13 protein-coding genes are annotated in these 11,338 nt (G+C 69.6%); 6 read left to right on the forward strand and 7 right to left on the reverse strand.

Going from position 1 to position 11,338, the window contains the following annotated elements; translation table 11 throughout:
* Positions 1 to 38: 38 nt before the first annotated feature.
* The 3 genes from trpA to trpC are packed head-to-tail and all read right to left on the reverse strand — an operon-like array spanning position 39 to position 3,145.
* Entirely contained in the window at positions 39 to 965 is a 927-nt protein-coding gene (trpA, locus tag DJ82_RS05625; RefSeq protein WP_094581263.1) for a tryptophan synthase subunit alpha, read from the reverse strand.
* Positions 966 to 2,270 carry a tryptophan synthase subunit beta gene (trpB, locus tag DJ82_RS05630; RefSeq protein WP_094525490.1) on the reverse strand — a complete coding sequence of 435 codons (1,305 nt, stop codon included), beginning with the start codon at positions 2,268 to 2,270 and terminating at the stop codon, positions 966 to 968. It lies immediately after the preceding gene.
* On the reverse strand, positions 2,267 to 3,145 hold the full coding sequence (gene trpC / locus DJ82_RS05635; protein WP_094557825.1) for an indole-3-glycerol phosphate synthase: 879 nt from the start codon (positions 3,143 to 3,145) through the stop codon (positions 2,267 to 2,269). The genes trpB and trpC overlap by 4 nt, the downstream gene beginning before the upstream one ends.
* A 136-nt stretch (positions 3,146 to 3,281) precedes the next feature.
* Here trpC and DJ82_RS05640 point away from each other — a divergent pair, with 136 nt between their 5' ends.
* The gene (locus DJ82_RS05640; RefSeq protein ID WP_094525488.1) at positions 3,282 to 3,746 is read left to right on the forward strand and encodes an MGMT family protein; all 465 of its coding nucleotides are present in this window, start codon (positions 3,282 to 3,284) and stop codon (positions 3,744 to 3,746) included.
* 32 nt (positions 3,747 to 3,778) lie between these two features.
* Here the strand turns inward: DJ82_RS05640 and DJ82_RS05645 are convergent, their stop codons facing one another.
* Positions 3,779 to 4,255 carry a DUF302 domain-containing protein gene (locus tag DJ82_RS05645; protein ID WP_094525487.1) on the reverse strand — a complete coding sequence of 159 codons (477 nt, stop codon included), beginning with the start codon at positions 4,253 to 4,255 and terminating at the stop codon, positions 3,779 to 3,781.
* A gap of 127 nt (positions 4,256 to 4,382) precedes the next feature.
* Here DJ82_RS05645 and DJ82_RS05650 point away from each other — a divergent pair, with 127 nt between their 5' ends.
* Positions 4,383 to 4,811, forward strand: a complete 429-nt coding sequence (locus DJ82_RS05650) for a desampylase (protein WP_094581264.1) — start codon at positions 4,383 to 4,385, stop codon at positions 4,809 to 4,811.
* Between the two features lie 563 nt (positions 4,812 to 5,374).
* Here DJ82_RS05650 and DJ82_RS05655 read toward each other — a convergent pair.
* Complete coding sequence (locus DJ82_RS05655) at positions 5,375 to 6,238, reverse strand: molybdopterin-synthase adenylyltransferase MoeB (RefSeq protein WP_094581265.1); 864 nt, start codon at positions 6,236 to 6,238, stop codon at positions 5,375 to 5,377.
* Positions 6,239 to 6,581: 343 nt separating this feature from the next.
* On the opposite strand from DJ82_RS05655, the gene DJ82_RS05660 reads away from it, so the two are divergent.
* Entirely contained in the window at positions 6,582 to 6,845 is a 264-nt protein-coding gene (locus DJ82_RS05660) for a MoaD/ThiS family protein (RefSeq protein ID WP_094525484.1), read from the forward strand.
* 33 nt (positions 6,846 to 6,878) lie between these two features.
* On the opposite strand, the gene DJ82_RS05665 is transcribed toward DJ82_RS05660, so the two are convergent.
* Complete coding sequence (locus DJ82_RS05665; protein ID WP_094525483.1) at positions 6,879 to 7,898, reverse strand: PLP-dependent cysteine synthase family protein; 1,020 nt, start codon at positions 7,896 to 7,898, stop codon at positions 6,879 to 6,881.
* A 150-nt stretch (positions 7,899 to 8,048) separates the two neighbouring features.
* Between DJ82_RS05665 and DJ82_RS05670 the strand changes: the two genes are divergently transcribed.
* The 3 genes from DJ82_RS05670 (at position 8,049) to DJ82_RS05680 (ending at position 9,992) form a co-directional block, all read left to right on the forward strand.
* Positions 8,049 to 8,348 (forward strand): sulfurtransferase TusA family protein, encoded by a 300-nt coding sequence (locus DJ82_RS05670; RefSeq protein WP_094581266.1) that lies wholly within the window; start codon positions 8,049 to 8,051, stop codon positions 8,346 to 8,348.
* A 2-nt stretch (positions 8,349 to 8,350) separates the two neighbouring features.
* On the forward strand, positions 8,351 to 8,686 hold the full coding sequence (locus DJ82_RS05675; protein WP_094525481.1) for a rhodanese-like domain-containing protein: 336 nt from the start codon (positions 8,351 to 8,353) through the stop codon (positions 8,684 to 8,686).
* Positions 8,687 to 8,861: 175 nt separating this feature from the next.
* A complete protein-coding gene (locus DJ82_RS05680; RefSeq protein WP_094581267.1) occupies positions 8,862 to 9,992 on the forward strand; it encodes a HAMP domain-containing sensor histidine kinase in 1,131 nt (376 codons plus the stop codon).
* A gap of 29 nt (positions 9,993 to 10,021) precedes the next feature.
* Here DJ82_RS05680 and DJ82_RS05685 read toward each other — a convergent pair whose 3' ends face one another.
* Positions 10,022 to 11,230, reverse strand: a complete 1,209-nt coding sequence (locus DJ82_RS05685) for a YeeE/YedE family protein (protein WP_094525479.1) — start codon at positions 11,228 to 11,230, stop codon at positions 10,022 to 10,024.
* Positions 11,231 to 11,338 lie beyond the last annotated feature (108 nt).

Genomic DNA, 11,338 nt, shown 5'->3' on the forward strand with positions numbered 1-11,338 from the left:
TGGGTTTCGTTCGGGGTCGTATTGGCTCGAACCCGCGGTCACCGCGACTCCGCCGCGCCGACGCGGGCGGCGTGGCCGCGCTCGGCGCCCTCCTTCAGCTCCCGCGAGAGCGCCTCCAACCGGTCTGCGACCTCGTCGGTGGGCAGATCCTCCTCGACGCCCTCGGCGACGATGTCGACGAGCGCCGAGCCGACGATGATCCCGTCGGCGCCGCCGGCGACGATGCGCTCCGCGTGCTCGCCCGCCGAGATGCCGAACCCGACGGCCTTCGGCACGTCGTACTCCGCGAGCCGGTCGAGGCTCTCCGTGGTCTGCTCGGAGACGTCGTCTCGCGCGCCGGTCGTCCCGAGCCGCGCCTGCACATAGACGTACCCCGACACGCGCCCCATGATCCGGTCGAGCCGGTCGCCGACCGTGGTCGGCGCGACGATGAAGACGAGGTCGAGGCCGAACTCGTCGCAGGCCTCCCGGAGCGGGTCGGCCTCCTCCGCCGGTAGGTCCGGAACGACGAGCCCCTGGATGCCGGCCGCGGCGGCGCGCTCGACGAAGCGGCGCGGGCCGCCGCTCGCGGTGTCACCGGTCGCCTCCGAGGCGCTCCGCGCCTCGCCCGACCCGTACTGATAGATCAGGTTGTAGTACGTCATACAGACCAGCGGCGCGTCGACGTCGAGCTCCTCGGCGAACGCGAAGAACCGGTCCGGCGTCATCCCGCCGTCGAGCGAGCGCACGAGGGCGCCCTGGATCGTCGGCCCCTCGGCGATCGGCTCCGAGAACGGGAGTCCGAGCTCGATGACGTCGGCGCCGCCGCGGTCGAGCGCGCGGACGTACTCCAGCGACGCCTCGTAGGAGGGGTCGCCGACGGCGAGGTAGGGGACGTATGCGGGGCCGTCGGCGAACGCCTCGGCTATCGCGGCCGAGTTTCCCGTCTCCGGCTTCGCCGTCGACTCCGCGGTCCGCTCCGCCATTCAGATCCCCCCCGTGAACATCGACATGTCCGGCGCCTCGTCGATGTCGCGCTTGTCCGTCTCCTCGATGGCCGCGTCGAGGTCCTTGTCGCCGCGCCCGGAGACGTTCACGACGACGCGCTCGCCGAGCTCCTCGTGGTGCTCCTCTAAGAAGCCGAAGGCGTGGGCCGTCTCCAGCGCGGGGATGATCCCCTCCGTGCGCGAGAGCCGGTGGAACCCCTCCAGCGCGACGTCGTCGTCGACGGCGACGGGATTCACGCGGCCCTCGTCGACGAGGTACGCGAGCTCCGGACCGACGCCGGCGTAGTCGAGCCCGGAGGATATCGAGTGGCTCTCCATGATCTGCCCGTCGGAGTCCTGCAGGAGCTTGGTGCGCGCGCCGTGGAGCACGCCCTCTTCGCCGGTGAAGAGCGAGGCGGAGTTCGGGGCGACGCCCGCCTCCTCGTCGACCTCCAGCGTCGAGCCGCCGGCCTCGACCGCGTGAAGTGCGACCTCCTCGTCGTCGACGAACGCCGCGAACGTCCCCATCGTGTTCGAGCCGCCGCCGGCGCAGGCGACCACGTCGGTCGGGAGCGCGCCCGTCTTCTCGATAGTCTGCGCGCGCGCCTCCTCCGAGATGACGGCCTGGAAGTCGCGGACCATCACCGGGAACGGGTGCGGGCCGACGATGGACCCGATGACGTAGTGGGTGTTCTCGACGGTGGTCGCCCAGTCGCGCATCGTCTCCGAGATGGCCTCCTTCAGAGTGCCCCGGCCCGCGGTCACCGGATTCACCTCGGAGCCGTTGAGCTTCATCCGGAAGACGTTCGGACGCTGGCGGTTGATGTCGCGCTCGCCCATGTATATCTCGCAGGGCATGTCGAGGTGGGCGGCCGCCATCGCGGTCGCGGTGCCGTGCTGGCCCGCGCCCGTCTCCGCGATGATCCGCTCTTTCCCCATGTACTTCGCCAGCAGGACCTGCCCGAGCGCGTTGTTCAGCTTGTGCGCGCCGCCGTGGAGCAGGTCCTCGCGCTTGAGGTAGACATCGGTGTCGTAGCGCTCGGAGAGCCGGTCGGCCCGCTGAAGCGGGATCGGGCGCCCCCCGAAGTCCGCGAGCCGCTCGCGGAGCTCGTCCATGAAGCCGTCCTCGTTCTCGAGGACGTACCGCTCGTAGGCGTCGGTCAGTTCCTCGATCGCCGGCATCAGCGCCTCGGGGACGTACTGGCCGCCGTAGCGGCCGAACTTCCCGTCCTCTCGGCCGCGCTCGCGGCCCGGGCGGCGCGAAAGCTCTCCAACCTCGCTCGTCGATGATTCGGTTTCGCTCATGTGGGTGTCTCCGTGGTGTCGGTGGTCTCGTCGATGACCGCCTCCGCGTCTTCGTCCGTCTCCGCGTCTTCGTCCGCCTCAGCCTCGCCGTCCGTCTCTGCCTCGCCGTCCGCCTCCGCCCGCGTCAGCGCCCGCGTGTTCGCCTCGACGTCGCCGTCCATGATCGCGCTCCCGACGAGCAGCGCGTCGGCGCCGGCCGCCCGCATCCGCCGGACGTCGGCGGGGGATCCGACACCGCTCTCGGCGATGAGCGTCACGTCGTCTGGGACGTGGGGCGCCACGGACTCGAAGGTTCCGAGATCGACGACCAGCTCCGCGAGGTCGCGGTTGTTCACGCCTATCGCGGTCGCGCCCGCGTCGAGCGCCCGCGCCAGCTCCTCGCGGTCGTGGACCTCGACGAGGACCTGAAAGCCGCGATCGCGGGCGGCGGCCAACAGGTCCGGGAGGTCGTCGCCGACGAACCGCGCGATCAGCAGGACGACGTCGCTCTCGACGGCGTCTAGCTGGGGCTCGGCGACGACGAAGTCCTTCCGGAGGACCGGCACGTCGACGGCCTCGCGCACGCGGTCGAGCACCTCGACGCTCCCGCCGAAGTGCTCCGGCTCCGTGAGCACCGACAGCGCGGCGGCGCCGCCCGCGACCATCCCCTCGGCGAGCGCGACGGGGTCGTCCTCGCGGGTCCCGTCCGTGGTGGGGCTCGTCGGCTTGACCTCCGCGACGACCGGCACGCGACCGTCCTCTTCGGCCCGGTCGAACGCGGCGCGCAGGTCGCGCGGGTCGACGGCGACGCGGTCGGTACGCCCCTCTGCCGCCCGTTCGCGCGCCGCCGACAGGATCGACCTGACCGCGGGGGCCAGCTCGGTTGGATCCTCCATTAGTGTACACTAATGCACGTATCTGTTCATAAGGCTTGCGGGCGTGACCCGCCCGGAACGGACGAGCGGCCGAGTCGGCGACGCGACGCTCCGTCCGTCCCATCATTTTAACCGTCGGGGCCGTCGTATGACGGGTATGAATTCGACGGGAGCGTCGGGCGTCTTCGCCCGCGAGTTCGATGGCCTCGGTCGCGCGGTGGAGGTCGGATTCGCCGGCGGACGGGTGATCTCGGTGTCGTTCCCGGCGGAGATACCGGCGGACGCGAGGCCGGATCACGAACTCCTCGACCGGATCGGCGCGTACGTCCGCGGGGAGCGAGACGAGTTCGCCGAGGTCGCCGTCGGACTCACGGTGCCGACGGACCGCCGCGACGTCCTCGAAGCGCTCCGGACGGTCCCCTACGGCGAGGAGGTGTCCGTGAGTCGGCTCACACGCTTGGCGGCGCTCGACGCGGACGACCCCGACGACCTCAGACTCGTGCGAACGGCGCTGGACGAGAACCCGATCCCCATCCTCCTTCCCGACCACCGGGTACAGGGCGGCCCTTACAAGACGCCGGGAGAGGTACGCGACGCGCTGCGTCGCGTCGAAGGGCTGTAGCGGGGAGGGCCCGAGGCCGGGAGTTCAGCGACCTACTCGGACGGCCGCCCGCGACCGTGCTCTTCGATGTTCTCCCAGACGACCGTCATCAGCTCGCCGGTCTTCTCGACGAGGTCGTCGACCGCGCCGCCGCAGTCCGCGGGCGCGCAGCCGAGGTCGCGGATCGCCTTCGTCGCCGACGTGTGGTGGACGTGGACCAAGTCGTCGCCCTCGCGCTCGTACACGATGGTGGTGCACGGGAGCATCCCGGCGAGCGTGGGGTCGATCTCGATCGCGTCGAACGCGATCTCGGGGTGACAGACGACGATGAGCGCCGTCCGCTCGACGTCGTCGTGGCCGAGCATCCCCTCGATCATCTGATCGAGCCGCGTCACCTGCACCGTCTCGAAGTCGGCGAGCTCGTGTTCGATCTGCACGAACGGGACCGCGTCGTCGAAGGGCATGTCGAGGGTCGTGTGGAGCGCCTCGTCGGCGGTCGGCGCCGGGGACCCGCTTCGGGCGTCGCTCATGGGTGTGACTCCGACCGCGGCGGGAAAAACCCTCCCCCGGCCCGTCAACGACTGCCGCTACCTGTGACGGAGCGCGCCCTTTGCCGGTCGGGACGGACTTATCGGTCGGAGTCGCCTTCGCTCGCCCATGATCGAACTCTCACGGGCCGTGTACGACGACATCGTGTACCACGCGTACGGCGGCGGCGAGGCGGAGATCTGCGGCGTGCTCGCCGGCACCCACGGCACCGACGGCGAGCCGAGCGTCGTCACCGAGGCGTATCGGGCGGAGAACGTCGCCGACACGCCCCAGATCCGCTATCTCATCGACCCCGAGGAGCAGTTCGAGCTCATCGAAGCGATCGAGGACGACGGGCTCGACGTGGTGGGGTTCTACCACTCGCACCCGACCGGCCCGACGCACCCGAGCGAGACGGACGCCGCGCGGGCGACCTGGCCCGGTCACTCGTACGTGATCTGCGCGCTGGACGGCTACCCGTTCGTCGGCTCGTGGCGCTGGCGGGGCGACGAGGAGGGGTTCGAACAGGAGACCGTCTCGGTGCGGAGCGAGCGATAGGACGGGTTCGGATACGACGTCCGCTTGTGAATCTCGGAGTCGGCGGTGACGGGCTTCGCAGCCTCGACCGCTCGTCTATACGTGGTTGATTCTAGATCGGCGGTGAAAACCGCTAAATCCACAGCCGATCGGCTGTACGCGGTCGACGCTAGGTCACCGATGAAGACCGCCTTCGCCCTCGCGGCAGCGCGGCGCTTCGCGCCGCTGGCAGCCGGCGGCGACGCCGCCGGCGGCTGCCCGTTTGAGTCCCACCCGACCGCACCGCCTGGCAGCCTCACGCCTCCCCAGCCTCGTCGCTCCCTTCGGTCGCGACTCCAGCGAGAATCGGAGATTCTCTGGCAGCCGGCGCGGAGCGCCGGCGACAGCGAGGCGCTCCGCGCCTCTGGCAGTCGGGCGAAGCCCGACGACCTCGCGCGTGCTCCTCGGCCGCGAGACGGCCTCGGAGGCACGCGCCACCGCATCGTTTATGAGTTAACTCGCGTCGCTGACGCTCGTTTTTGAGTGCACATCGCAATCAGCGCTCGCGTCGAGAGGGAATTCTCTCCGAGCCTCGGCACGACCGATCAGTCGCTCGCTTCGATCTCGGGCTCCGCCTCGTCGTCGCCGCCGACGTCGATGGCGCAGGAGGCGTCGTACTCGACGTCCTGTACCGACTCGATGGCCGGGTCGTCGCCGCACACCGGGCAGTCGTCCTGCTTGGGAATCTCGACCTTGTCGAACTCCATGTCGAGCGCGTCGAAGAACAGCATCGAGCCGTCCAGCGACTCGCCCTCGCCGATGATGTGTTTCACCGTCTCCGTCGCCTGCAGACAGCCGACGGTGCCGGGGAGCACGCCGAGGACGCCGGCGGTCGCGCAGTTCGGGACCATCCCGGCCGGCGGCGCCTCGGGGAACAGACAGCGGTAACACGGCGAGTCGTCGTCGCCCGCGAACGTCGTCACCTGCCCCTCGAACTTGAAGATGGAGCCGTGCGAGAAGGGGATCCCGGCGAGCGTGCAGGCGTCGTTGACGAGGTACCGCGTCGCGAAGTTGTCCGTGCCGTCGACGACGAAGTCGTAGCCCTCGATCAGCTCCTCGACGTTGTCCGGGGTCACCCGCAGCCCGTGCTTCCGGACGTCGATGTCGGGATTGAGCCCCTCGACGAAGTCGGCGGCGGAGTCGACCTTCTTCCGTCCCACGTCGTCGTTCCCGTGGATCACCTGGCGCTGGAGGTTCGACAGCTCGACCTCGTCGTCGTCGGCGACGCCGAGCGTCCCCACCCCGGCGGCGGCGAGGTACTGGATGATCGGCGCCCCGAGCCCACCGGCGCCGAGCACGAGCACTTCGGCGTCGAGCAGGGCCTTCTGCCCCTCGGGACCGACGTCGTCCATGATGATGTGCCTGGAGTACCGGTCGAGCTGCGTCGGATCGAGGTCGAGGTCGCTCATTTGCCGCCGCTTGTCGCTGCAAACCAATAAGACGGCCGCCCACCGGCGCGTGCTGCCGACATCTCGGAGATGCGCCCGGTTCGCACGACCGGTTGCGCATCGGGGGACGGCCCGCAACGCATCGAGAGGACGGCCCGCAACGCATCGAGAGGACGACCGGCGGCGCACGGGGAGCCGGCCGGTACCGCGCCCGACGACGGCCTCGCTCGACTCGTCGCGGACGCGGGACCGACGGCAGAACGTCCGTCGCGGGCGCGTCGCTCCGGGCTCGGCGGTCGTGTTAGACCGGGGCCACCGTTGCCGTCGGCGGGGTCCTTTTTTGACTGGGACGAGAACCGCTAATATGGCCACGATTAAGCTGCCGGCCGTCCTCGTCGGCGGGTCCGCGACCTCTGAGGTCGAGGTCGAGGGGGAGACCGTCAACGAACTGTTCGACAACCACGCCGACGAGCACGGCCCGGAGCTCAGAGACAGCGTGCTCGAAGACGGCGAAATAAAGGAGTTCATCAACGTCTACGTCGAGGGGACGCCCGTCGACGGCGTCGACGCCGAGGTCCCGGCAGACGCGCAGGTCCGCGTCATCCCGGCGGCGTCCGGCGGTCGGTAACCGGTCCGTCTCTCGGTTCGCGGCGGGATTCGCTTATAAGTAGTCCTCCCAGAGCGGGATGTCCGCGTACTTGTCGCCGCGGTCGCACAGCATGAAAACGACGACGTCGTCGTCGTCGAGCTCGCCCGCCGCGTCCAGGTTCGCCACGACGGCCGCGCCGCCGCCCGCCGACGTGCCCACGACGAACTGATCGTCGACGCGGAGGTGTTCGCGGACCGTCGCCTCGTCGTGCTGGCCGAGGTCGGCGATCGGCACCGGATCGTCGAGGTAGCGCTCGCGGAGCGCCCGCGCCTGGTCGTACGCGTCCGAGGTGGCGACGTACTCCGTCCGGTCGAGCACCGACTCGTCGTACGTCTCGGGGTGGTAGTGGTCGCCCGTCTTGAGGTATTTCAGGCCGTCGATGGCGTGGAGCTGCTCGTCGGGCTCGAAGCCGACGATCTCCGTCGCCCCGTCGCTCAGGTCCGTCAGGCCCCGGCCGGTCCCCGTGATCGTCCCGCCCGTCCCGACCCCCGCGACGAAGTGAGTCACGTCGCCGTCGGTCGCCTCGTATATCTCCCGGGCGGTCGTCCGCTCGTGGGTGCCCGGGTTGTCGGGGTTCTCGTACTGGTTCGGGCGGAAGTACGCCTCTGGGTCCGCGGCGATTATCTCCTCGCAGCGCTCGATGACGGCGTCGTAGCCGAGGTTGGCGTCGACGAAGTGGATCTCCGCGCCCGCGTCCCGAACGGCGTCCACCTTCCCGCCGGCGGCGTTGTCGGGCATGACGATCTCGACGTCGTAGCCGCGGGCGGCCGCGAGCCGCGCCACCTCGCTGCCGGTGTTGCCCGAGGTAGGCTCGATGACGGTGACGCCGGACTCGAGGTCGCCGCGCTCCTCGGCGCCGTCCAGCATCCCCTTCGCGATCCGGGACTTGATCGACCCGCCGCCGTGGGGGGCGTCGTAGAGGTTGAACCACTCCGCCTTCGCGTACACGTCCGCGTCGGCCCCGAGGTCGAGGTCGAGCTCCACGAGGGGCGTCTCGAAGATCGTCGACTCGTCGACGACGTACTGGCTCATGGGCCTCGTAGATCGCTCCCGGGTAAGAGTCCGACGGAAACGGCTGTCTCGGCGCCTATCGCGGTCGTGCGTCGCGATCGCCCGTCAGAGATACGGGAGAAGCCTGCCGGTCACGAAAGGCGTTACACGGCGAATCGTCTACCGAGCCGTATGAGCCAACCATCGTGGGACGACGTCGTCGAGATGCCCGACGAGCTCGACGACGAGACCGCCGAGGCGCTCTTCGATGACGCGACCGAAGTACAGGACATGACCGGCGAGGTCTGCCCGTACCCGCAGGTCGAGGCCAAGAAGGCCGTCGCGGGGCTCTCCCCCGGCGACGTGCTCGTCCAAGAGACTGACCACGTCCCGAGCACGGAGAACGTCCCGAAGGCCGTCGGCGACGACGCGACCGCGAAGGTCTGGAAGTCGGGCGACGGCCGCTACCGCATCTTCATGCGGAAGGAGTGATCATGGTCGAAGAACTCACCCCCGAGGAAGTCAACGAGCGCGTCCAGAATGGCGACATCCGCGTCATCGACACGCGACCGCAGGAGCAGTACGAGCGGGGTCACATCCCGGGCGCTATCAACGTCCCGCTCGGCGACCTCCCGTCGATGGTCCCGGACATCGACTGGGACGACAGGGACGTCGTCTGCGCGTGTCCGGTCGGCCAGTCATCGAAGCAGGCCGCGATGCTGATCAGCAGCTACGAGGGCGTCGAGGAAGACATCGTCGTCGCCAGCATGTCCGGCGGCTACGAGGAGTGGGACTTCGAGCTGGAGACCGACGCGTCCGCCGACGCGTAGTTCGCCCCGATCTGTCCGCTGACACGGAGGTCGCCCCGACCCGCCCCCCGGTTTCCGTCGGCAGCGCTCGGAGAGGGCGGCGGCGGCGGCCCGCACAGCGGTCTCTGAAACTATATGTGCGTCCGACTGTCACGTTGGCGTATCTCTTTGTACCGCAGGCCAGTTAGTGGCCCGCATGGACGCCGAGAAGGCCCGCCGAGAGCTCTACGAGGTGATGAACGAGTCGGGCGAGTTCGACGAGAAGGCCGAACGAGCCCTCGCGCTCGGGAAACGGTACCTCGACGTCGAAAACGCCCACCTGACGGAGATCCACCCCGACAGCGACTACTGGGAGACGGTCGCCAGTACGGACCCGCCTGAGGGGGCGTTCCCGGCCGGACTGGTTCTCGACCTCGGGACCACCTACTGCCGGCGCGTCGTCGCTGATCGGGAGACGGTCGCGCTCCACGACGCCCCCGAACAGGGGTGGGCCGACGACCCGGCGTTCGACGCGCACGAACTCCGCTGTTACCACGGGAGCCCCCTCGTCGTCGACGACGAGCTCTACGGGACCGTCTGCTTCGTCTCCGAGGGCGCCCGATCGCGGCCCTTCAGCGACGAGGAAACGCTGTTCGCGGAGCTGATCGCCCGGGTGCTCGAACACGAGCTGCAGCGTCGGCGCACCGCGGTCGAGATCGAGCGGCTGGACCGGTTCGCCAGCGTGCTCGCCCACGACCTGCGCAATCCGCTCGGGGTGGCGCAGGGGTACGTCGACTTCGCTCGGGAGTCGACCGGCGATCGGGACCTCGACACGGCGGCGACCGCGCTCGACCGCATGGAGGAGCTCATCGAGGACGTGCTGACGATGGTCCGACAGGGCCGGTCCGTCGAGTCGGCCGACGAGATCCGACTGGGGTCGGTGGCCGAGCGATGCTGGCGATCGGTCGTGACCGAGGAGTCCGCGCTCCGCGTCGAGTCGGACCTGGCGATCCGGGCGGCCCCCGACCGGCTGCGGCGGCTGTTCGAGAACCTCTTTCGCAACGCGATCGAGCACGGGGGCGACGACGTCACGGTCCGGATCGGCGCGCTGCCCGACGACGCGGGGTTCTTCGTCGAGGACGACGGACCGGGCATCCCGGAGATCGAGCGTGACTCCGTCTTCGAGCGGGGGTACTCGTCGGAGTCGGAGGGGAGCGGGCTGGGGCTGGCGATCGTCGCGAGCGTCGTCTCCGCGCACGGCTGGGAGATCGCGGTCACGGACGCCCCGAACGGCGGCACTCGGTTCGAGGTCAGCGACGTCGCCGTGCTCGATCCGGTGACGGACTGACCGGACCGACGGCGGATCGGCGCCGTCGGTCAGATCGCGCAGCCGACCTCGCGGTACATGTAGTGAGTCATGACGTAGACGCCGAGGACGATCCCCCCGCCGGCGAGGAACGAGTGCACGGAGAGCAGCGCGATCCCCGAGAAGAGGTTCGCGATGTTGCAGCCGGCGGCGAGCCGCGAGCCGACGCCCATCAGGAGGCCGCCCGCGGCGTAGTTCGGCACGCGGTTCAGCTTCGGTTTCCGGATCCGGAAGTCGCCGGAGGCGTACGCGGCGAGGAAGGAGCCGACGACGAGCGACGCGATCATCACCATGTCGATGCTCAGGGAGATGTCGCCGTCGCGGAAGAGGATCGAGCCCCAGTACTCGACGCTCGCGACGTCGTAGCCGGTCTGCGCGAGGAGGTAGCCGGCCCAGCGCGCCTCGCTGCCGGTGATCGCCCAGTGGCCGTGCACGTAGAACCAGAGGCTCGCGACGACCGCCATCGCGACGCCCGCGGTCCGCGCGTCCCACGAGTCGCGGAGCCGGACTCTCACCGGTCGGTCGTCGCCGCGGAGGCCGCGGACGTACTCGACGGTGCCGTCGGCGATGCCACGCAGGCCGACCGAGACGGCCGAGAGCGTCCGAGAGGCGCCGAGAACGGCCTGCGCGCGTGTGTCGGCCCCCACGCCGGTCCCGCCTGAGGGGTCGTCCGGGAGCCGGCTCCGCCCCTTCACGAACGCGTACGCGACGGTGCCGGCCGCGACCGCCAGCGTCCCCGTGATCGCCGGCGAGAACGGCAGCGAGAGGTACAGCGTCCGCCCTTCGAACGGGTTCAGCGTCTGGAAGTAGTACGTCTCCGCCACGGGGAACGCGAACGCGAAGAGGACGTACCCCACGAACATGAAGAGGAGGACGAGCCAGAACTGGAGGTACCCCTGTCCGGCCCGATAGAGGGTGCCGGACGCGCAGCCGCCGGCGAGCGTCATCCCGAGGCCGAAGACGAAGCCGCCGAACAGCGACCCCAGCCCCCACGCGGGCGTCCAGAAGCCGCGGAAGTAACCGAACGTGGCCTGCAGGCTCCAGAACACGGTCATCACCGCGAGCCCGGCGAGCAGTCCCTTCAGCACGCGCGTGTCTTTGAACGCGACGAAGTCCCGGAACGCGCTGACGAAGCAGAACCGCGCCTTCTGTAACAGCACGCCGAACGAGAGGCCGACCGCGATCGATATCCCGACGTACGCGACGGGAGACAGTATCATTACGCGGGTCGAGTGCTCCCCGGCGTAAAACGTCGCTGAAGACGGTAACGGTGCGCGATGATCAGAGGAACAAACAACACTTGCCGCTATTTGACACACGGGGCAACG

The sequence above is a fragment of the Halorubrum sp. Ib24 genome (assembly GCF_002252745.1).
Lineage (GTDB): Archaea > Halobacteriota > Halobacteria > Halobacteriales > Haloferacaceae > Halorubrum.

What these genes read in the sequence shown, in the direction of transcription:
- DJ82_RS05655 (WP_094581265.1), bottom strand. Translation starts at nt 6,238, where the DNA reads ATGAGCGACCTCGACCTCGATCCGACGCAGCTCGACCGGTACTCCAGG.
- DJ82_RS05650 (WP_094581264.1), top strand. Translation starts at nt 4,383, where the DNA reads ATGATCGAACTCTCACGGGCCGTGTACGACGACATCGTGTACCACGCG.
- trpA (WP_094581263.1), bottom strand. Translation starts at nt 965, where the DNA reads ATGGCGGAGCGGACCGCGGAGTCGACGGCGAAGCCGGAGACGGGAAAC.
- DJ82_RS05680 (WP_094581267.1), top strand. Translation starts at nt 8,862, where the DNA reads ATGGACGCCGAGAAGGCCCGCCGAGAGCTCTACGAGGTGATGAACGAG.
- DJ82_RS05660 (WP_094525484.1), top strand. Translation starts at nt 6,582, where the DNA reads ATGGCCACGATTAAGCTGCCGGCCGTCCTCGTCGGCGGGTCCGCGACC.
- DJ82_RS05645 (WP_094525487.1), bottom strand. Translation starts at nt 4,255, where the DNA reads ATGAGCGACGCCCGAAGCGGGTCCCCGGCGCCGACCGCCGACGAGGCG.
- DJ82_RS05665 (WP_094525483.1), bottom strand. Translation starts at nt 7,898, where the DNA reads ATGAGCCAGTACGTCGTCGACGAGTCGACGATCTTCGAGACGCCCCTC.
- DJ82_RS05670 (WP_094581266.1), top strand. Translation starts at nt 8,049, where the DNA reads ATGAGCCAACCATCGTGGGACGACGTCGTCGAGATGCCCGACGAGCTC.
- trpC (WP_094557825.1), bottom strand. Translation starts at nt 3,145, where the DNA reads ATGGAGGATCCAACCGAGCTGGCCCCCGCGGTCAGGTCGATCCTGTCG.
- DJ82_RS05675 (WP_094525481.1), top strand. Translation starts at nt 8,351, where the DNA reads ATGGTCGAAGAACTCACCCCCGAGGAAGTCAACGAGCGCGTCCAGAAT.
- trpB (WP_094525490.1), bottom strand. Translation starts at nt 2,270, where the DNA reads ATGAGCGAAACCGAATCATCGACGAGCGAGGTTGGAGAGCTTTCGCGC.
- DJ82_RS05640 (WP_094525488.1), top strand. Translation starts at nt 3,282, where the DNA reads ATGAATTCGACGGGAGCGTCGGGCGTCTTCGCCCGCGAGTTCGATGGC.
- DJ82_RS05685 (WP_094525479.1), bottom strand. Translation starts at nt 11,230, where the DNA reads ATGATACTGTCTCCCGTCGCGTACGTCGGGATATCGATCGCGGTCGGC.